This is a genomic window from Flavobacterium niveum, from assembly GCF_055231775.1.
This window is the reverse complement of sequence record NZ_JBUYSX010000006.1, coordinates 77,677-98,687: the sequence shown is the minus strand read 5'-3', so window position 1 is coordinate 98,687 and position 21,011 is coordinate 77,677. Positions and strand designations below refer to the sequence as shown.

Annotated in this window: 10 protein-coding genes; 5 read left to right on the top strand and 5 right to left on the bottom strand. The window is 45.9% G+C overall.

Annotated features, from left to right (window positions below):
- Window positions 1-5: 5 nt before the first annotated feature.
- Window positions 6-1,136, bottom strand: a complete 1,131-nt coding sequence (locus tag ACZIX4_RS15245) for a sensor histidine kinase (RefSeq protein ID WP_463336500.1) — start codon at window positions 1,134-1,136, stop codon at window positions 6-8.
- A 135-nt stretch (window positions 1,137-1,271) separates the two neighbouring features.
- Between ACZIX4_RS15245 and ACZIX4_RS15240 the strand changes: the two genes are divergently transcribed.
- Complete coding sequence (locus ACZIX4_RS15240) at window positions 1,272-1,895, top strand: 2'-5' RNA ligase family protein (RefSeq protein WP_463336499.1); 624 nt, start codon at window positions 1,272-1,274, stop codon at window positions 1,893-1,895.
- Window positions 1,896-2,021: 126 nt separating this feature from the next.
- Entirely contained in the window at window positions 2,022-2,783 is a 762-nt protein-coding gene (locus ACZIX4_RS15235; RefSeq protein ID WP_463336498.1) for an SDR family NAD(P)-dependent oxidoreductase, read from the top strand.
- Between the two features lie 85 nt (window positions 2,784-2,868).
- Here ACZIX4_RS15235 and ACZIX4_RS15230 read toward each other — a convergent pair whose 3' ends face one another.
- Both ACZIX4_RS15230 and ACZIX4_RS15225 read right to left on the bottom strand, forming a co-directional pair.
- On the bottom strand, window positions 2,869-3,432 hold the full coding sequence (locus tag ACZIX4_RS15230; protein WP_463336497.1) for a 2'-5' RNA ligase family protein: 564 nt from the start codon (window positions 3,430-3,432) through the stop codon (window positions 2,869-2,871).
- A complete protein-coding gene (locus ACZIX4_RS15225; RefSeq protein ID WP_463336496.1) occupies window positions 3,405-5,258 on the bottom strand; it encodes a hypothetical protein in 1,854 nt (617 codons plus the stop codon). The genes ACZIX4_RS15230 and ACZIX4_RS15225 overlap by 28 nt, the downstream gene beginning before the upstream one ends.
- A gap of 138 nt (window positions 5,259-5,396) precedes the next feature.
- On the opposite strand from ACZIX4_RS15225, the gene ACZIX4_RS15220 reads away from it, so the two are divergent.
- A complete protein-coding gene (locus ACZIX4_RS15220) occupies window positions 5,397-6,215 on the top strand; it encodes a carboxypeptidase-like regulatory domain-containing protein (RefSeq protein WP_463336495.1) in 819 nt (272 codons plus the stop codon).
- A gap of 651 nt (window positions 6,216-6,866) precedes the next feature.
- Window positions 6,867-9,314 carry an AsmA family protein gene (locus ACZIX4_RS15215; protein WP_463336494.1) on the top strand — a complete coding sequence of 816 codons (2,448 nt, stop codon included), beginning with the start codon at window positions 6,867-6,869 and terminating at the stop codon, window positions 9,312-9,314.
- 80 nt (window positions 9,315-9,394) lie between these two features.
- On the opposite strand, the gene ACZIX4_RS15210 is transcribed toward ACZIX4_RS15215, so the two are convergent.
- Both ACZIX4_RS15210 and ACZIX4_RS15205 read right to left on the bottom strand, forming a co-directional pair.
- Window positions 9,395-10,162, bottom strand: coding sequence for a TIGR03915 family putative DNA repair protein (locus tag ACZIX4_RS15210; protein ID WP_463336493.1), 768 nt, complete (start codon window positions 10,160-10,162; stop codon window positions 9,395-9,397).
- A 2-nt stretch (window positions 10,163-10,164) separates the two neighbouring features.
- Window positions 10,165-11,427 (bottom strand): putative DNA modification/repair radical SAM protein, encoded by a 1,263-nt coding sequence (locus ACZIX4_RS15205; protein ID WP_463336492.1) that lies wholly within the window; start codon window positions 11,425-11,427, stop codon window positions 10,165-10,167.
- Window positions 11,428-11,852: 425 nt separating this feature from the next.
- Here ACZIX4_RS15205 and ACZIX4_RS15200 point away from each other — a divergent pair, with 425 nt between their 5' ends.
- Window positions 11,853-20,999 carry a choice-of-anchor L domain-containing protein gene (locus ACZIX4_RS15200; RefSeq protein WP_463336491.1) on the top strand — a complete coding sequence of 3,049 codons (9,147 nt, stop codon included), beginning with the start codon at window positions 11,853-11,855 and terminating at the stop codon, window positions 20,997-20,999.
- Window positions 21,000-21,011: the final 12 nt, after the last annotated feature.

The following is a 21,011-nucleotide window of genomic DNA, read 5'->3' as shown; positions in this document are numbered from 1 at the left end:
GTTAACTAAAAAGCAGGCAATAATATTGTAAAGGTAGTCCCCATATCTGGCTTGCTTGCTACTGCAATGGTACCGCGGTGGTTTTCCACAATCTTTTTGCACAGTGCCAGGCCTATCCCCGTGCCGGGCTTATCGGTAAGGCGCTTAAATATTTTAAATACCTGTTCGGCATAATGCTGGTCAAAACCCACACCGTTGTCAGTAACATTAACTTTAATATAGCCGGGGGCCTTTGCGCCAAGCGAAGCCGTTTCCTTATCGGTAAGCGCAGTACTGCTTATGCTTATCCTCGGTACCTGTCCCGAAAATTTTATGGCATTGCTTATCAGGTTGGTAAACAGCTGCTGCATTTGCGTAGAATTTCCTTTTATACACGGCAGCGACAGTACCTCTATGGCCACATTTTTTTCACGTAGCAGCAGGTCGAGGTCTTCCTGTACCTCCAGCAAGGTGCTGTTAAGGTTTACACAGTCTGAGTATTCACTGTCGGCGCTCAGCTGGCTGTACTGTAATATCCCCTTAATAAGGTTCGACATACGGTTAGCCGACTGCGCTATCTTGCCACTGTACACCACGGCACTCTCGGGGTTGTGTATATTGCTTTGCAGCAGGTCGGCAAACAGTTGCAGCTTGCGCAGCGGTTCCTGTAAATCGTGCGATGCTATATAGGCAAACTCCTCCAGCTGGCGGTTGCGGTATTCTATATCGCGGGCATAGTCCCTTATCTGGTCTTCGGCCAGTTTGCGTTCGGTAAGGTCGCGCGTTACCTTACTGAATCCGGTAACAGCGCCGTCCTTATTATGCAACGCCGTAATAACCACTGAGCCCCAAAACGTAGAACCATCCTTCCGCACACGCCAACCTTCGTGCATGGCGCGGCCGGTCCTCCGTGCTTCGTCTATAAGTCTTTCCGGAAGTAATGTCTTACGGTCGCTGTCACGGTAAAACAACCTGAAGTTGCGCCCTATAATCTCATCTTCGTTATAGCCTTTAATATGTTGTGCACCGAGGTTCCAGTTTTGGATGTTACCTTCGGTATCCATAAGGATTATGGCGTAATCCTGCACTTCGGCTATCATCTTCTGGTAGCGTTCTTCGCTAAGCTGTAGTTTGGTTTTTTGGGGGGAATTATCCATAGCCGGTTCTCATTTTAACATATGCGCATTGTAAATATACTACATCAAATTTAAAATCGGATGTTACATATTATAGTTTTAACAGGTATTGTATGTTATAAAGTTAAGTAAGAACTTATTATTTTTGCAGCACTTATGGCAAAACGAAGCGCAAATACCACCCAGCTTACCCTGTTCCCGGAAACGCTGTATGAATACCACATACTGCTTTCGCCCAGCGATGCCGTTAAGGACGATGTAGACAGCCTGAAGCAACAGCTGCACGAACAGATAGGCATAACCGGGCGCGACCGCACCAGCATAGCGCACATAACCCTGCTGAAAACCGAGGCTTTTGAATCGTCCAATATGAGGGATTTGGTAAAGAAAGCACTGGCAGGCGAAAGTAAGTTTACCATAAAGCTAAACGGCTATGGGCATTTTCACCATGGTGCCGAATATACCCTGTACCTGAAACCGGAAAACCCAGAGCCGATAGACCGCTTGGCCGTAGCCATAAAGAACCCAACAAAAAAACGCGCACCCAAGCCAAAATACCGCCAAACGAGTATTGTAGACAAGCCCGAACGCAAGCAAAAGCTGTCGATGGTGCCACACATTACCATAGCGCGAAACATAAGCGATACCGATTTTGAGCGTATCGATTTCACCGCGTTTGAATACGAAAACGAATGGGTATGCGACCGCGTTATCATCCGCCGCCGCCTGGCCGGTACCGATAAGCTTTTTAGCCCCGCCGGGGAGGTGAAGCTGGGGTAGCCGTTTCTTTCAACACCTGAAATTTTAAGCCTGAAACTACTAAGGCTAAATACTGAAGAGTCCACCATTTTTTAGCGCTATCTGCTGCCTAACTTTGTCTTGTTAAATAACAAAATATACAACATTATGGCACAATCTAAAATTGCACTAATAACCGGCGGAAGCCGTGGCCTTGGCAAAAACATGGCAATAGCCATTGCCAAAAAAGGCCTTGACGTACTCATAACGTATAACAGCCAGAAGGCAGAAGCCGATGCAGTAGTTGCAGCGGTAGAATCGCTTGGGCAAAAGGCGGCTGCACTACAGCTAAACGTAGCCGATGCTAATGGCTTTGATGCGTTTTTTACTAATGTAACCACTACGCTTAAAGATGTTTTTGGTGCGGAGAAATTCGACTTCCTGGTGAACAATGCCGGTATAGGTATACACGCTTCGTTTGCGGAGACCACTACAGAACAGTTTGATACCCTTGTAGACATACAGTTTAAGGCACCGTTTTTCCTTTCGCAAAAGGCACTACCCATACTTAACGATGGTGGCGGTATCATCAATATCTCTACAGGTTTGGCACGTTTCAGCACACCGGGTTATGCGGCTTATGCCAGCATGAAAGGCGGTATGGAAACCCTGACCAAATACCAGGCTAAGGAGCTTGGCGCAAGGGGCATCCGTGTAAACATTGTAGCGCCGGGAGCTATAGAAACCGACTTCGGTGGGGGAGTAGTGCGCGATAACGACCAGGTGAACAGCTTCATTGCATCGCAAACTGCCCTGGGCAGGGTAGGGCTTCCGGATGATATAGGCGGCGTGGTTGCCTTCCTGTGCACTGACGATGCCCGATGGATTACAGCCCAACGTATAGAAGCTTCAGGCGGTATGTTCCTGTAGTTTTTTAAAAGATACTATAATATGTGTAAGCCCTGCCAACTGGTGGGGTTTTCTTTTTAAGCAGCTTAGCTACTGAGCCGCTTAGTTACTTAGCTTTTAGGTTAAAAACAGTAACAACCTCCCAGCGCTCCTCATTATGCTTTAACAACGAAAAATCACTTGCAACAAAACCTGCTTTATACCCCCGGCCTTTAAAAACTGTCCATGCTTTTTCAAATTCAGGATACTCTAAGTCACGGTATGCAATAGTAATGTGCGGGTGGAACTCCTCTTCATGGAAATGCACAGGTATGCCTGAAAATTGCCCTTTAAAAGCGGCTATGACCTGTTTTTGCAATACCGCCATTTCTTCAGAAGCTTCGGGTTTTACAAAGAGGACGGGATTCTTTGCATTGTCAAATGCCCCGAAACCATCCAGTTTTACATCAAATGGTACGGCGTCGGTTTTTATATTGGTAAACCACTTCAGCACGGTTTCGTCTTCGTTGCTGTTAACCGTAAAAGGCGCTTTCAGGGTAATGTGCGGCATCACCCTGAGCGCCTTTTTTGAGTTGTATGTATCGGCCACTTCCTGCTTAAAGGAGATTATCTCAGCAGAGATATCCCCCGGCAGTATTATGGCTATAAAGTAGAGGCTTGTGTTTGGCATTTGCAGGCAGCACATTGTTTACTGCAAATATACGCATCGGCAGGTTGTGCCGGTGCTTCAGCAAGCAGGTTTTCAACGCGTTGCCTGTAGGTGCTTAGTGCTGTGTTTATGGCTTCCCTTTCAGGCGCAAACCAGCTCTTGTTTTCTGCAAAGAGATTCACATAATAACGTATACCTTCCAGCAGGTTTTGCTTAAAGGTTTTCAGCTTTTTCAGTTGTTGGGCATTGCCTTCGGTTAGCAGGCCAACTTCCTTTTCCAGATGGTTTACGTATAAATCCAACTCCTTAATAAATATATGCGGGCGGTGCTGTACGGTAATTACATTATCGTTGCCATAAATGTGGCGCACCATACGGCCCAGCGAAACTTCCTCGGTAAAGTAGGCCATGTTCGGGCCGGGGCATACCACTACACCCTGCTGTTCGCCTTTTACGGGGATGCCTTTTTCCATTAATGCAGGCGATGAAAGCCCCACGCACAGGCACGATTTTTCCATCATGGCCTGTATGTCATTTTCGGTAAGCAGTTCGTTTAATTTCAGCTCCTGAAATTTACGCGATGCTGTGCAAACCAACCCATCTTCGCCGGGTGTAAGGGCCAGGTATTTCTTGGGGCAGGCGCTGCCGTAGCGGTTTTTGGCGGCACGTTCCTGTTTCAGTTGCTCGTTAGTGGTGCCGCGTACGGTATTAAAAGGCACACCCAGTGGCGACATGTTGCTCAGGTATAGGTCGTCTTCACCGGCATCGGCTAATAGTTTTCGGGTAGCATCGTCTACGGCAGTGGCTTCTGGTACCAACAGGAAAGGCGAACCCCAGCCTACAGAAGCTACCTTATAATGTTCTAATAAAAAATCGTGCTCCTCGGCGGTACCTACGCCACCCTGGACTGTGATAAACATTTCGGGTATATTAGCGGGTATGGTAAGCCCTTTTTGTTCCAAAGCTTTTACTATAAGCGTATACGCCGATGTTGCCAGTTCATTTTTCTTTTGGGCAAATTCTTCTAATATCGGACCCAAAAGCAAACCGTCGGTAGCAAAGGCGTGGCCGCCGCAGTTCAGCCCTGACTCTATACGGTATTCTGATACCCAAAGGCCTTTTTTTGCCAAAAATGCCCCCTGTATGGATGCCGAACGGAAGTCGCTTACCTTGAGTACGATCTTCTTTTTAAAGTTGCCGTTTTCATCGGGGTAAAAATCTTCAAAGTTTTCAAAGTAGCTGTACAGCCTCGGGTTCATCCCTGCCGAAAGCACTACCGATGAGGTAAGTCCGCTTTCCGCAAAACCACGCAGTGATGCATGGGCATCGTTATATTCCACCGGTAACAGGTTGTTTTTTTCGTCGCGGTTTTCCTTGTCCACTTTGGTCATGATGTTCACATCAATATTGCCCGGCGAAAAGTGCTGTTCCAGGTAGGCTTTAATGTTCTCTGCCATCTGGCTGCCTTCGGCCATTATCTGTTCCAGGCCTTCCTTAAGCGAACTCTTGTTGGGCAGCATTTCCAGAAATCTGTCCAGCGTGGGCTTGCTTTCAGCCAGTTCTGCCTTAAAATCCTCAAACTTCTGCTTTACTATGGTGTCCAACATGTTAAGGTACTGCTTTATGCGTTGCGCCCTGTGGTCAATCGCTTTGGCAGAAATGGCCTGGTACGGCAGGCTGAACTTTTTAGAAAAGTAGGCGGCCATCTTTTCGCAAAGGTCGTCGTCGGTTATGGAAATGCACGACGATATACCGAAGTGTGCCAGCCTTATGGGCGTATCTATAGTATACGCCAGCCCCATAACGGGGATGTGGAAGGTGTGTGCGGAGTTGTTGTAGTGTGTCATAAAGCAAGGCTGCATTTTACAGCATAGTTTGGGTAAGATAAAAGGCAAAGAAACAGTGTAACCTTCGGGCAAATTATGATAAATGTCATGCCTTTAATTTTTTGTTAAAATCTTATATTTGTTAAAACCAAAATCATCATGAAAAAAATCATTACGCTATTGGTGCTTGCTGCAGGGCTTGTGGTACATGCACAGCAGGCAAAAGGCATCCTTAAAGACGCCGCGACTAACGAAGGCGTGCCGTTTGTAAATATAGGTGTCGCCGGCAAAGGCATCGGTACCGTTTCGGGCGAAGACGGTAGTTTTAGTATTGTAATACCGCAAGGGTATGATAACGATACGCTGCGCATTTCATCTATTGGCTATGCTACGCAAAATTTTTTGGTGAAGGATTTCCTGAAAAAGCTTTCGGCAGATAATACGATACAGCTTTCTACAGAATCCATAAACCTGGAGGAGGTGGTAGTTTCAAACAGGAAATCAAAGCTGAAAACACTGGGCAGCAATACTACTTCTAAAAGTATGGTATTGGGTTTTACGTCTAATGACCTTGGTAACGAACTCGGGGTATTGCTCCGTATGAACGGCAGCCAGGCAAAACTGCTGAAGTTTACCGCGCAGGTAACAAGCCAGGACAACCCGCCGGTGAAGATGAGGCTTAATTTTTACAGTGTGAAAAAAGGCTTGCCCGATAAGCCGCTTACATCGCAAAATATATTTGTAACCCTGCCGAAAGACCCCGGCCCTATGGTGGTGGACCTGGCAAAATACAACCTGATGGTGGAAGACGATTTTTTTGTAACACTGGAATGGCTCCAAAGCGACCCTGCAAAAATCCGTTTTTCGGCGGCGCTTTTAGGGCCATCTGTAGTGGCGCGTAATACCAGCCAGGGCGAGTGGGTAAAAGAAGGTGCTTTTACGGTAGGTTTTAGTATAGAGACAATGTATTGGAAATAACACCAATTTTATATTTTGTAGGTATTTTATTATATAATGATTAGTGTTGATATTCGTAAATGTTTTAAAAAGGAACAAGGTATTTTTATGTGTTAAGCCTGCATTTCTATGAAAAAAACATCCTGAAAATGGAACTTGTCTATATTTTGTCTATAACGTAAACGGCAATAAAGCGCTTCTATAGCGTTATTTTTGCAGCGTATCTAAACGAAATGGTTTCTGTCTTTTCGACACGATACAGTTGTTTTTACAATGCACTAATGTCGATTTTGGTGCGTTTATTTTCTGGGGGCAGTGCGGACGCGAGAGCGTCCGCACTCATTTTATATAGTTTTGTTAAACACTACGATATTTTTACCACAACGCCCACAAAGTTTTTCACTGAGTTCACAAAGTATATAAGTAAGGCTTATTCCAGGCTTGGAAGTTCACTAAGTTTTACGTTCCATCGTTGTGTCCGTCAATCCCGATTTCGGGATTGAAACCTTTGTGTAAAATTCATCCGTAGGTTGCCTTGTGAACTCCGTGAAAAACTTCGTGACCTTAGTGGTAGAAACTTTGCCAGCTACAGAGATTAACATTTTAACAAATACTAAAAACTTTTCAGTTTTTTCTTAATTAAATTTATGGGATTGATAATCAGTCACCACTATGCAAATCCCCAAACCCCCACGCCGCAGCGTATTAAAAATAGCCGGTAAAGTTTTTATGGTACTGCTTCTGCTCCTGGTTACGGCCTACCTTGGGCTGGCCCTGTATGTGTATACCCACAAGGCTGAGGTGCAGCAATCGGTAACCGAAAGCCTTAACCAGTCGGTGTCGGGCACGCTTACCATGAAGGAAATGGACGTAACCCTGGTGTCTGATTTCCCGCGGGTGGGTTTGCGCATTTCCGGGCTTACCCTTACCGACAGTTTATACCACATCCACAAGCATACGTTCCTGAAAGCCGGTACTGCCGAAGTTGCTGTAAATACCATGGCCTTGCTCCGTGGTACTATCCAGATTAAAAAGATACGCCTTGCCAATGCTGCCATAGACCTGTATACCGATGCCAATGGTTATACTAACAGCGATGTTTTCCGGAAGAAGAAAACCACTGTCGACGGCAAAAGCAGCGGGGGAGGGCTTCCCGAACTGAAACGCTTGCTGCTGGACGATGTGCAGTTTACTGCCGATAACCGCAAAACCAACAAGCTGTATAAATTTAAGGTAAATGCCCTGAAGGCAGCGGTTGATTATAATGGCGGGGGATTTCAGGCTGATGTAAGCCTGGATGCGCTTGCCGAAAGTATGGCGTTTAATACGATACGCGGCAGTTTTATAAAAAACAAAACCCTTGAAGGGACATTCGACCTTCTATATAAGGAGAAAGAAAAGGAACTTGTCATCAATAAAAAAAGGCTGGATATAGGCGGCGAACATTTTATGATAGGCGGGAAGCTTGGTTTGGGTGAAACGCCGATATTCCACTTTACGATAGAAAATAATGAAATATTGTGGAAGGACGCTGCTGCGTTACTATCGCCAAACATTACCAAAAAGCTGATGATGTTTGATATTAAGCAGCCCATAAAAGTGGCGTGTGACCTGGTAGGCGATTTTAATGCCGGCGGCGACCCGCTGATACAGGTGAATGCCCGTGTAGCAGACAACGAACTCGTTACCCCTGGTGGAGTAATTAAAGATTGTAACTTCTTCGGGGTGTTTACCAATAACCGGTTGGCCGGAAAAGCGTATGACGATGCCAACTCAGCCATTAAGCTGTTTGGGCTTATGGGTAAATATGAGGGGATCTCCTTTGCCATGCCGCGTGTGGAAATCCGGGACCTGGACCATCCGCTGGCGGTGGGTAGTGTTACCTCGGCCTTTAAAGTAGCCGATGCCGCTGGGCTTATTGATGCCAATCTGCTGAAGCTGGGCGAGGGTACTGTAGATGCATCGCTGCGTTTCCGGGCAGATGTGGAGAACTTTAAGCTTGTGAAGCCTATAGCCCAGGGTGAAATAAACATCAAAGATGCCGATATTACCTACGTGCCGCGTAAGCTGCGGTTTAATAATGTGTCGGTGGCGCTGCGGTTTAACCGGGACAACCTATATATAAGCAAGGTGGTCTTAAAAACGAAGCAGAGCGTTATTAATATGAACGGCAGCATTAGTAACTTCCTGAACCTGTATTACAGTGACCCCGAAAAGCTGGTGCTGAACTGGAATGTATACAGCCCGCAACTGCACCTGGGTGAGTTTATGGCGTTCCTGCAAACACGTAAAAAAACACAGTATACCATCCGTAAAAAGGCTTCGGGCGGGGGGCAGGGTATTACTACAGATCTTGATGAGCTGTTTGAAAAATGTACGGTAGACATGAAAATGAAGGTGGATAACCTCTATTATAAAAAATTCGCGGCCAAAAATGCCACAGCTAATGTACTGCTTACCGATAAGGGTAATATCGTAGTGAAGCATGCCGGGTTGTACCACGCGGGCGGCAGCCTGAAACTGAGTGGCACGGTGAGTCCCGGAAATATAACACGCTATGCGGTTTCGGCAGAGGTGAAGGATGTGAACCTGCCGAAGTTTATGTATGCCTTTGACAACTTCGGGCTGGAAAGCCTTACGCATAAAAACATTAGTGGCAAGTTCTCTGCAAAGGCAGATGTTACCGGTGGCATTACCCAGAGTGGGGCGGTGTTGCCACGTTCTGTAAACGGAGGGGTTGCCTTTAACCTGGCTGATGGTAAGCTGGTGAATTTTGATCCGGTGGTGAGTGTGGGTAAGTTTGCTTTTCCGTTCAGGGATGTGAAGCATATTGAGTTTAAGGACCTGAAAGGCCGCTTTGATATTCAGGGCGAAAAGGTGCAGGTGTCGCCCATGCAGATAAGCAGTTCGGTACTGAATATGGATATTGAGGGAGTGTATTCCTTTGGTAAAGGCACTCTTATATATATAAATGTTCCACTGCGTAACCCCGAAAAAGACAAAGATATTACCGATAAAAAAGAACTGGCCAAACGCCGTAACCGCGGTATAGTAGTGCACCTTGTAGCCGAAGACGATGAAAAAGGGAAGGTGAAAATAAGGCTGGGGAAGAAAAAATGAGGCAAAAGAGATAAGGCAAAAGGGATAAGTTTTACTACACTTATGCCTTTTGCCTTATCCCTTTTGTCTGAAAGCTAAAACTAAAATTTCTCCGTAAGGTATTTCCAGTAGCGTTTCGGTACGTGTTGCAGGTGCAGTTTCATGTTTTTGCGGGCAGGTATGTTGGTGCTTTTAAAATAGTCTTTCCACAGCAGTGTAGCCAGTTCTTCCTTTTCATCGGTAAGGGTGGTGGGCAGCGTTACGGAGCGGGTATCTATTTCGCTTACAAAATCATAAGTGATTTCTTCTACAGTATTAAGGTTATAGAATAGCCCGTAGCGGCGGCGCACATCATATATTATCCATTGCTGGTCGGCATAGCGGTCTTTAAAGAATTTGGCTATCAGCGGCAGTACGTTATAGTCGGGTTCTACCGGGCAGTAGTAAATACCGTCGGCAGTTTTCTGGAAACGGATAAACGCTTTCATCCGGTGGCGTTCACGGCTTACCTTGTGTGCCATTTGGTCTACGGCTATAACGTGTGGGTTGCCAAAGTTTTTTTCGGCACCGGGCGGGTTGTCAAAAATGTACTGGGCAAAATAAAACAGGTGTTGCAATGCCTGCGGGTCTTCGCTGAGGTAAGTAGTGTAAAAGTTGTTTACCCATTTGGTGTCCAGTTTCTTTTTGAGGCCCTTCCACACTCTTTGCGCTTTTTCTTCAGCATTAATGATAACCAGCTCTTCGCCCAGCATAGACGGTTGGTGGTGTATATCCCAAACCAGATCCACCTGCCTGTGTTTGCGCTCGTAACTTTCGAAAACGGAGGTAAGCAATCCCTCAAATGACCCGTCAAAAATATAGGTAACCATAATTAAAACAGGCTTAGCTGGTTTTGTGGTACCTTCAGGTATTTGCTGCTGCTTTCGGCCAGTATCAGGCCTTTCAGCCTTGGGGCATCAGGTTCCTGTATGGCATACGGCGTATCGGCACAGCGAATGAAAAACTTTGCCCTGCTGTAGGCAATACCCATTTTTTTAATTTGATATGTATACAGCCTGCCGAAGCGGCGCGCCTGCACTATCTTCTGTGCAGATTGTACGCCGATGCCCGGTACGCGGAGTATCATTTGGTAATCAGCAGTGTTCAGGTCTACGGGGAATTGTTCCAGGTTGCGCAGCGCCCATCCCAGCTTAGGGTCCATGTCGGTATCCAGGTTGGGGTTCTTGGGGTTCAGCAGTTCCTGTACTTCAAAACCGTAAAAGCGCATCAGCCAGTCGGTTTGGTACAGTCGGTTTTCACGCAGCAGGGGAGGTTGGGTGCCTATGCCCGGCATGCGGCTGTCGTTACTTATAGGTATATAACCCGAATAGTATACCCGCTTCAGCGAAAAGTCTTTATAGTACTTATCGGCGGTATACATTATTTCCATGTCATTTTCGGGGGTGGCACCCACTACCATCTGGGTGCTTTGCCCGGCAGGGACAAATTTGGGCACACTCTTTATAAGCCCGGTTTTCTTTTCGTCTTTAAGCTGGGTAATAGTGTTTTGGATAAACCCAAGCGGCTTTTTTACCTCTTCATGCGATTTTTCGGGAGCCAGAAGCTTCAGGCCGGTTTCGGTAGGCATTTCCAGGTTAATGCTCATGCGGTCGGCATACAGGCCGGCTTCGGTAAGCAGTTCCTGGCTGGCTCCGGGTATGGTTTTCAGGTGGATGTAACCGTTAAAGCGCTCTTCCAGGCGCAGTTTTTTCACAATACGCACCAGGCGTTCCATAGTGAAATCGGCATTTTTAAAAATACCCGAACTCAGGAACAGCCCTTCTATATAGTTGCGGCGGTAAAAACTCATGGTAAGCTCTACCACTTCCTCTACGGTAAAGGCGGCGCGCTTTACATCGTTACTGCGGCGCGATACGCAAAAGGCACAATCGTATATGCAGTGGTTTGTAAGCAGTATCTTAAGGAGTGATACGCAGCGGCCGTCTTCGGTATAGGTGTGGCATATGCCGCTGGCACTGCTGTCGCCTATGCCTTTATTGTTATTTTTTCGGTTTCCGCCGCTGGAAGAGCAGGATACGTCATATTTTGCGGCATCGGCCAGTATAGTTAGCTTTTCCCTTATTCTGTCGTACATAAATCTCCTGCTTTTTCACAAAAATACACATTACTATATTAAGAAATGGTTCAACAAAAGTTAATAAGGTAGGGTGTTCGTAGAGTAAATTGTTTATGTATCGATTAAAATTGCATGAATACTGGGATAAATAAAAATTTCGTGTATTTTTGCGTTCAGGAGAAAAAGGGCAGTCCTTACAGATATGCTGAAAAAATTGAAAGAAGTTTTAAATAATGATGACATTAATGTGTCTTTTTTGTTAAATAGGCTTCTTTTTTTCAAAGGTTAAAAAAATATAGGATTTATAGGAAATTTGTTGGAAAATAATTATTGACGAAAAACAAATATTCTATATTTGCCTGCCCGTTTTAAGCGTTTGTATCATAGCGCGTTAAAGCGGAACCCGAAAAATTATTGGATTGCTAGTATTAGTTGGAAGTTTTATGAGAAAAAATCTACTCGTTCTGATTACCCTGTTGTGCTGTTTAGCAGGGTATTCGCAAGGCGTTGTTGTAAGTACGACCGCTTACGGTAACGCAAACGCCACCCAGTTGGTGAACAACGTTTTGGTGAATAACAACTGTCTTGTACAGACGGCAAACATTACCAAAACAACCGGGCTTAGTGCCTATAACTATGCCCAGGGAAATAGTATCGGGTCCTTTACAAACAGCAATACTGCTTTCCCTATGAGTGCCGGTGTGGTACTTGTTTCGGGAGATGCAAACACTGCTTCAGGGCCAAACACCAGTATTTCAAGTGATAACAGTGTTGCTTCGCAGTCATGGCTGGGCGATGCCGACCTTGAGGCTGCTTTTGCAGGTATAGGCGGTATTAACTCTATGAATGCTACAGTGCTGGAGTTTGATTTTACTGCTGTAACTTCTACGCTTTCAATTCCGTATCTTTTTGCTTCAGAAGAATATGGCCAGTACCAGTGTAGTTCTAAAGACGGTATGGCTATACTTATAAAACCTGTAGGAGGTACTTATACCAATATAGCTACGCTGCCAAACGGCAGCCCGGTTTCGGTTTCTACCATCCGCAGTAATTCCTATAATACTAACTGTAGCAGCCAAAACGTTGCCTACTTCGGTACCTTTAACGGTGGTGGTAACTCTTCTACTGCCGCTACTAACTTTGAAGGCCAGACTGTGCAGCTTACTGCTACGTATACATTGGTGCCGGGTACTACCTATCACCTTAAAATAGTAGTAGCCGATGACGGTAATGCTAACCCGCTTAACCCGGCCCCGACAGACGGCCGTTATAACTCGGCAGTATTTTTACCGGCAGGAGGTATTAACCTGGGCCAGGCAGTTGTAGGTCAAAACATGGTGGCGGCTACAAACACTGCGCTTTGCCAGGGAGAGTCTTATACCATAAACACACAACTGAACCCTGCTGACTTTACATTTAACTGGGCTCTTGGTAGTTCTACTGTGGGTACAGGTGCGTCATACACTGCTACACAAAGCGGTACTTATACGTTAACTATAAATAATGCTACTACAGGTTGTAACACTTCAGAACAGGTAACCTTAGAGTTTGCGGCACCGCTTACGCCGGGTACCCCTGCAAACCTTTATTCGTGTCCGGGTGCAGGAGGTGTATATACATATAACCTAAGCAGTAATACTACTACACTTTTAAACGGTGCTACGGCTACAGTTACTTACCATGCTACCCAGGGCAATGCCGATACCGGCGCCAGCCCGCTTAACCCTGTTTACACAACAACCAGCGCTACTACTACAACAATATATGCGCGTATAAAAAGTACCAGCAGCAGCTGTTATTCTGTAGTGCCGTTTAACCTGATACCTGTAACGCCTCCTACGGCTAGTACTGCGCCTACGCTTCAGGCGTGTGAAACTTCGGCAGGTGCAGGTTCTGCTGTATTTAACCTTACGGCGCAAACTGCTACAATTTTAGGCTCTCAGGCTGCTGATCAGTATAGTGTAATTTATTATACTTCATCGGCTGATGCCAATGCCGGCACTAACCCTATAACAAGCCCTACAAGCTACCAAAGTGTTACTACAACATCTGTTCCTACTCAAACTATCTATGCAAGGGTGCAGAGTTCGTTTAATACTACTTGTTATGCTATAACATCGTTTACCATACAGGTAAATTCACTTCCTGCTGTTACAGAAGTAAGCGATATAGAAGTGTGTGGTAGCTATACGCTTCCGGCACTTCCTGCAGGTGGCGGCGCTTATTATGCTGTATCGGGTGGTGCAGGCAGCCCGCTGCCAACCCCTTATACTGTAACTACTACACAAACTATTTACATATACAATACTAATGCCGGTGGCTGTAGCAACCAGAGCGATTTCGTAGTTACCGTACTTACGGGTGCTGTAACCCCGTCTTCGGTAACTGTGTGTAACAGTTACACGCTACCATCGCTACCTGCAGGCCAGCAGTACTGGACAGGTCCGGGTGGTACAGGTACCCAGATATTTGGTGGTACCGTAGTAAGCAATACATATCCGTATACTGCTCTTACAGACCCTGACGGAAACAGCTCGCATGTAATTTATTTCTACATACCTACGGCAGATGCATGTACCAGTAACAGCTCGTTTACGGTAACGCTTATTTCGGTTCCTGACCAGGCTGATGTGGCACAATGTGACCCGCCGTATACCCTGCCTGCACTTACAGGAGGTGGTTCTTACTGGACAGCAGCGGGAGGCCCTTCAGGTGGCGGTACCCAGCTGAATGGTAACATTACTACTAACCAGACTATATACATATATAACGCACATCCTGACGGAAGCTGTTTTGCTGAAACCAGCTTTGATGTGTATTTCGCACCAAATGTTGTTCCAAGGTCAGACATAACCTCTTGTGGAGGTACTGTACTTGTGCAGCCACCGGTGGGTAATTTTTATACCGGGCAAGGAGGTACAGGAACTATGCTTACAACTCCTATAAACATCACTACCAGTCAAACGCTTTATGTGTATTATTTGGATCCTGTAACACAGTGTGTAAGTGAAGACGATTTCACAATTACAATTGTTCCTAACCCGCCGATGCCTTCATTCCAGAATATAACGGTGTGTAACAGCTATACGCTGCCAGCCCAGCCGTCTATTGCAGGTTTTGAAGGTTATTATACAGGTCCTAACGGTAGTGGTACTTTGTTAGCGCCTACTACAGTTATAACGGCTACTACTGTGCTTTATCCTGCAGCGATTAACGCGCAGGGATGTCGCAGCTGGAGGCAGTTTACAGTAACAGTATTGGGTAGCAGTGCCCAGACTCCGGGTAACCAGTCTGCATGTGGTAGCTTTACGCTTCCTACACTTGCAGTGGGTAACTACTATACTATGGCCGGTGGCCCGTCTACTGCGGGTAACGTACAGCGTTTTGCCGGTGACGTGCTTACAGCTACACAAACACTATATGTGTATGCTACACTAACCAGTGGAAGCACTACCTGTACTGCCGATACTCCTTTTACTATAACAATACTTCCTATACCATCTTTAGGTGCCACCTATAATGATGTTATAGCTTGTAACAGCTATACGCTGCCTAACATTACTACAGGCGGATTCTATTCAAGCCCTAACGGTGTAGGCCCTATAAGTGGTGCTATTACCTCTACACAGGTGGTATATGCTTATGTGGCTTCAAACACCACACCGGTATGTTTCAGTGAAGATCCGTTTACTGTAACTATCATAGACAGTACAGATGAGCCTGAAGATGTAACGGCTTGTGGCAGCTATACCCTGCCTGCACTTAGTGTAGGTTCTTACCGTGACCAGCCGAATGGTGGTGGTAACGCTATAGCGGCCGGTACAGTAATTACTACTACACAAACCATATACAGGTATGTGCCTGTAACAAGCGGTACAAACTGTACAAATGACGATGCCTTTACTGTAACCATTACCACTACTCCTACGGTAGATAACCTTCCGGATGTGGTGGCATGTAACGAATACATACTTCCTGCGCTTACCAGCGGTAGCTACTTTACCGGTCCTAACGGTACAGGAACTGCTTACAACCCAAGTGATGCTGTTACATCATCTATGCTGATGTACATCTACAATGCTAACCCGGGCTGTAGCGCACAAAGTGATTTCCAAATTACTATTAACCAGGTTACTGTAGATGATATTGCAGACCAAACGGTATGTGCTAACGTAGGATATACGCTGCCGGATCTGCCTTCGGCAACAAACATTTCGTATGCATATTATAATGCACCGGGTGGCCCTGCTGGCGGTGGTACGTCACTTGCCCCGGGTTCGGTTATCACTACAGATTCTACAATATATATATACGGCGCACTTACAAATATAACACCTACGTGTTATGCAGAAGAGTCGTTTACCGTAACTACAGTAGCCCCTCCGCTAATTGATGATCCGGGAGTAATAGCCGACTGTGGCTCTATACAGCTTCCTGCTCTTACAGGTGGTAACTACTTTACAGGCCCTGGTGGTACAGGTACCCCAATGTTTGAAGGGCAAACGATAACCAACTCTATGACGCTGTACATTTTTGCGCAATCGGGTGGTACTCCAAACTGTACTTCAGAAAACGAATTACAGGTACTTGTAAACCCTGAGCCTCCGCAAAATGTTTCGTCTTGTGATACGTATACACTTCCTGCGCTTCCTGCCGGTCAGCACTATTACACTGAACCTGGAGGATCTACCGGAGCCGGTATTGAAATACCTGCAGGAACTGAGGTTTCTAACCTGCCTGCTTATACCGGTACTTACGCTACCGATACTGACGGTGATCAAACGCATGTTATCTACTTCTTTGTAGATTCTGCTGCGGCTTGTACGCAGGATACTAATTTTGAAGTAACCATTAATGAAACACCGGTACTTGATGCTGTGGCAGATGTAGTACTGTGTGACCAGTATATACTTCCTGCAATTTCTGTAGGTAACTACTATACACTTGCCGGTGGCCCATCGGGTGGTGGACAAATGCTACAGGCCGGTGATGTACTTACAAGTACACAAGATGTGTTTGTATATGCCGAAACAACTACCTTCCCTAACTGTACTGCTGAGGCAAGCTTTAATGTAAATATTACGGCGACACCTACTATTATAGCACGTTCTGATGTGGAAGTTTGTGATACCTACGTATTACCTGCACTTCCTGCCGGTTATACGTACTATGCCGTGAGCGGTGGCCCTAACGCAGTAGGACAATCTGTTGTTACAGGTCCTATAGCGCCAAACGCGCCGGATGGTACTAACATATTCATCTATTCGGCTGCTGCTGCTAACCCTGACTGTTTCATGGAAACCAGCTTCAACGTAATTGTTTACTCTATTGAGGTAGACAGCGTATATGATGATATAATGCAAGATTATCCTTGGGGTTATGTAGAAGAATGTGATTCTTACGAACTGCCGGATATTAACGAAGGCGACGATACCTTTACGCAACACTACTACCAGCTGCCTGGTGGCCCTGATGTTGCCGGACAGGTAGAAGTGGCTGATACAACTACTATAACTACAAGTACTACGCTATACCTTTATGCAAGGCTACTTGGAAGGGTAAACTGTGAAGACGAAGCACAGATAGATATTGTTATTAACCAAACCCCTGTGGTAGACGACAGCCAGGCTGATTTCTCTGACTGTTTCACGCATACGCTTCCTGCACTTGCAGTAGGTAACTACTACAGTAGCCCGGGTGGTAACAACCCTATAACAGACCTTACAATTACCGCTACGCAACAGGTATATATCTACGCGGAAACCGGTACTAACAACATATGTAGCGATGAGCATACATTCTTGCTGACCATTAACACTATTGATGTTCCGGAGCAGGCCGATGTTGTGTCTTGTGACGAGTATACCCTGCCTGAAATAGTGCCTATGCGCTACTTTGAGCTGCCGGGCGGACCAAACGCAGGCGGACAGACAGAACATTTCGGTGGCGAAATACTGCCTCCGGGTGATTATGACTTCTACGTATGGCACCATACTAACACTACGCCAGACTGTACTGACGAAGAGCCGTTCCATGTTAAAGTGGTAGACAGGCCGGTGGGTATAGTTCCTACAGGTCTTACAACGTGTTCTACAGACGATGCCGGCATGATAGGTTTATTCGATCTTACTGCTGCAATTGCAGAGGCTATAGGTACACAGCCAAACGTTGCTGCTACAGTACACGAAACCCAGGCAGATGCTGACTTTGGTGTAAATGCGATAGGCGATGTTACAAACTACCAAAACGTAAATGCGTTTAACCAAACGATATACATAAGGCTGTACTCTACGCTTACAGGCTCTTGTTATACAGTGGTTCCGTTGAGCCTTGTTGTATACCCAAGGCCTATAGCTACAGACCCGCTTGCTGATTATGAAATATGTGATAACGGTGTAGATGATACTGATACTATAGGTGTATTCGATCTTACGTCTTACATTCCTACAGTGCTTGGTGGCCTGGATCCTACACTGCATACCGTAACGTTCTACCCTACATTGGCAGACCTTGAAAACGGTACTGCTATAATAGGTACGCCTGCTACATTTAACACAGTTACTACTACTGTATTCATCAAGGTAACTATTAATGCTACCGGATGTTATGATGTGGTGCCGTTAAACCTTATAGTGAATCCTAAGCCGGTGGTTGCAGACCCTACACCGCTTACGCTGTGTGACGTTAATGCTTCGGGTGATGAGATTGAAGAGTTTGACCTTACGTCTAAAATTAACGAAATAACAGGTGGTGAGTTTGGTCTTGATGTTACTTTCCACACTACGCTTGCTGATGCTGAAGCGAATACAGGTGCTATTACAAACCCTACCGAGTATGAAAATACTACTCCGGGTGTACAGCCAATATTTGTAAGGGTTACTAACGCTGTTACCGGCTGTTACCGCATAGTGCTGCTGGATATAAGGGTAGAGCCACTACCTATACTTACGCCGCCTACAGTAGACGAGCTTACAGTATGTAGCACTAACAATACCGGCTACGGTAACTTTGACCTGGATGAGATAGCTACCCAAATGATAGATGGTGGTGCTAACATGACGGTACAGTTCTACTATACGTATGTAGCTGCGGTGAACAACTTCAGCCCGATAACAAGTACGGCTAACTTCCAGAACAACGTACAGTTTAACCAAACGCTGTATGTGGTAGCTACCAATACGCTTACAGGTTGTAGGTCTAACGTATATGCTATTAACCTGGTAGTAGACCCTGCACCGGCAGTAGTAATACTTGACGACCTTGTGCAATGTGATGACATAGACAACAGCGGTAGTGACTTACATATGATATTTGACCTTACCGTTCAGGATGCTGAGATATTAGACCAGCTTGGCGGTGTGGCAGGTGATTATACCATACATTACTTCACCAGCCTTAATAATGCACAGAACGGTATGCCAAGGATAACTGTTCCTTCTGCGTACTTTGCTGCAGACAACCAGGAGATATGGGTGAGGATAGAAAACCCTGCTACTGAATGTTTCATCATAACAAGTTTCATACTGCGTATTAATGAGCCTCAGGCTATTGCACACCCGGCTAACATTATACTTTGTGATGATGAATTGCCAAATAACGGTGTTGCCATTTTCGACCTTACCATAAGGAATGATGAAATACTTACCCCAACCGGTATAGGTGAAGGTAATGAGGTGAGGTACTTTGTGCTGGAAGCCGACAGGGATGCTAATGTTAACTGGATTGCAGATCCTACACAGTATCCAAACGCTACTAACCCGCAAACACTGTACATACTTGTGCTTACACCGGAAGGTTGTAGGAGCGAGGAAACTATTACTATAGTAGTTACACCGCGTCCTACGCCGGATACTACTCCTGATGCCCTTGTACTATGTGATGCTGTAACTATTGGCGACGGTATAGAGGTGTTCGACCTTACAGATGCTGCTGCTGATATACTGGATGGCGATACACAATCGGTAGTACAGTACTATGCTACTGCTGCTGATGTGCTTGCAGGTACTCCTATAGCTAACCCTGCTGCATACTCTAACGTAACACCTTGGGATGATTCAGTAATAGTAGTAGTTACACGTACCGATACACAACCGGGTTCACCTGGATGTGCTGAGCAGGTAGTATTACCGCTTCACGTAGATCCGCTGCCACCGGTTTATGACCCGGCTGACCCTACGCATACGCCATACTATGCTATCTGTAACTCACCAAGTACAGGTGTAGAAACATTCTACCTGATGGATTTTGTAAGCAACCTGATTACTGAAGCCGGTGAAAACCCACTGGACTTTGATATAAGGTTCTATGCAAGTACAACTGATATTGCCAACGGTACCGCAATGCCGCATGTATATACAAATACATCGTCTCCGGGCCACCAGGCTATCTACGTAGTGGTTACAAACAATGCGACAGATTGTGTTATAACTGCGATAATGGATCTTTATGCTGAGCTTGCTGCTATAGCTAACCCTGTAACGGGCGCTAACAACCCGCTTACAATGTGTGACTATGACGGCACTAACGATGGCTTTACCATATTCGATCTTACACCTGCGGGTACTGAGGCGCTTGGTTCGCAAAGTGCTGCTACATACAGCGTACAGTACTATACAACTCAGGCTGCTGCTATAGATGGCGACACTACTGCTGCAGAGTATATAGGCGACCTTACTGCACCAACGGCGTTTACTAACACTTCTAACCCACAAACACTGTGGATACGTGTTACAAACGAAGGTACACTAAGCCGTTGCTTCGATGTAACAAGCTTTGATGTACAGGTAGAACTTCTTGCAGAGCCGGTAATAAGCACTGCAGATGGTAGCCATACAATATGTATTGACTTTGAAACAAACCTGCCTTCAAATGGCCCGCTTGTACTGAACAGTGGTGTGCCTGCTACAGGTTATACGTTTGACTGGTACCTTGATGGTGTACTGGTTACGGTAGACCCTGATGAAAACTTCTTCAACGCAGTGGCTCCGGGTATGTATACCGTAGTTGCTACCAGCGATACGGCACTTGCTTGTCAAAGCGACCCGTCTGCTCAGTTTGAAGTAATACAGTCAGGTCCTGCAAACCTAATCGGAAACGGTTATGCGGTAAGCAACGCGTTCTCTGACGACCAGACTGTGGTTGTGCTTGTAGAAGGTTACGGTGAGTACCAATATGCAATAGCCCCTGAGGGTGAAGATCCGGTAGGCCCATGGCAAAATTCAAACGTATTTGAAAACATGCCTACAGGCAGCTTCACAGTATGGGTGCGTGATACCAAAACGGATAACCCATGTGATATGGTGCCAATCCACGGTGTAAGCATCATAGACTACCCGAACTTCTTTACGCCTAACGGTGACGGTTTCAACGATTACTGGAACATTGTAGGCTTACAGGATACGGATACGCAAATCTTCATCTTCGACCGCTACGGTAAGCTTATCAAACAGCTAAGCCCTGATAGCGACGGATGGGATGGTACCTACAACGGTAACCCGCTTCCGGCAGACGACTACTGGTTCACTGTAGAATACCCGGATGCACTGGGTGTACGCAGGGAGTTCAAGTCTCACTTCGCAATGAAACGATAATTAATATCGAGT

Excerpts from the sequence above, each read along its gene's own strand:
- ACZIX4_RS15245 (WP_463336500.1), bottom strand. The coding sequence starts at position 1,136 with ATGGATAATTCCCCCCAAAAAACCAAACTACAGCTTAGCGAAGAACGC.
- ACZIX4_RS15240 (WP_463336499.1), top strand. The coding sequence starts at position 1,272 with ATGGCAAAACGAAGCGCAAATACCACCCAGCTTACCCTGTTCCCGGAA.
- ACZIX4_RS15235 (WP_463336498.1), top strand. The coding sequence starts at position 2,022 with ATGGCACAATCTAAAATTGCACTAATAACCGGCGGAAGCCGTGGCCTT.
- ACZIX4_RS15230 (WP_463336497.1), bottom strand. The coding sequence starts at position 3,432 with ATGCCAAACACAAGCCTCTACTTTATAGCCATAATACTGCCGGGGGAT.
- ACZIX4_RS15225 (WP_463336496.1), bottom strand. The coding sequence starts at position 5,258 with ATGACACACTACAACAACTCCGCACACACCTTCCACATCCCCGTTATG.
- ACZIX4_RS15220 (WP_463336495.1), top strand. The coding sequence starts at position 5,397 with ATGAAAAAAATCATTACGCTATTGGTGCTTGCTGCAGGGCTTGTGGTA.
- ACZIX4_RS15215 (WP_463336494.1), top strand. The coding sequence starts at position 6,867 with ATGCAAATCCCCAAACCCCCACGCCGCAGCGTATTAAAAATAGCCGGT.
- ACZIX4_RS15210 (WP_463336493.1), bottom strand. The coding sequence starts at position 10,162 with ATGGTTACCTATATTTTTGACGGGTCATTTGAGGGATTGCTTACCTCC.
- ACZIX4_RS15205 (WP_463336492.1), bottom strand. The coding sequence starts at position 11,427 with ATGTACGACAGAATAAGGGAAAAGCTAACTATACTGGCCGATGCCGCA.
- ACZIX4_RS15200 (WP_463336491.1), top strand. The coding sequence starts at position 11,853 with ATGAGAAAAAATCTACTCGTTCTGATTACCCTGTTGTGCTGTTTAGCA.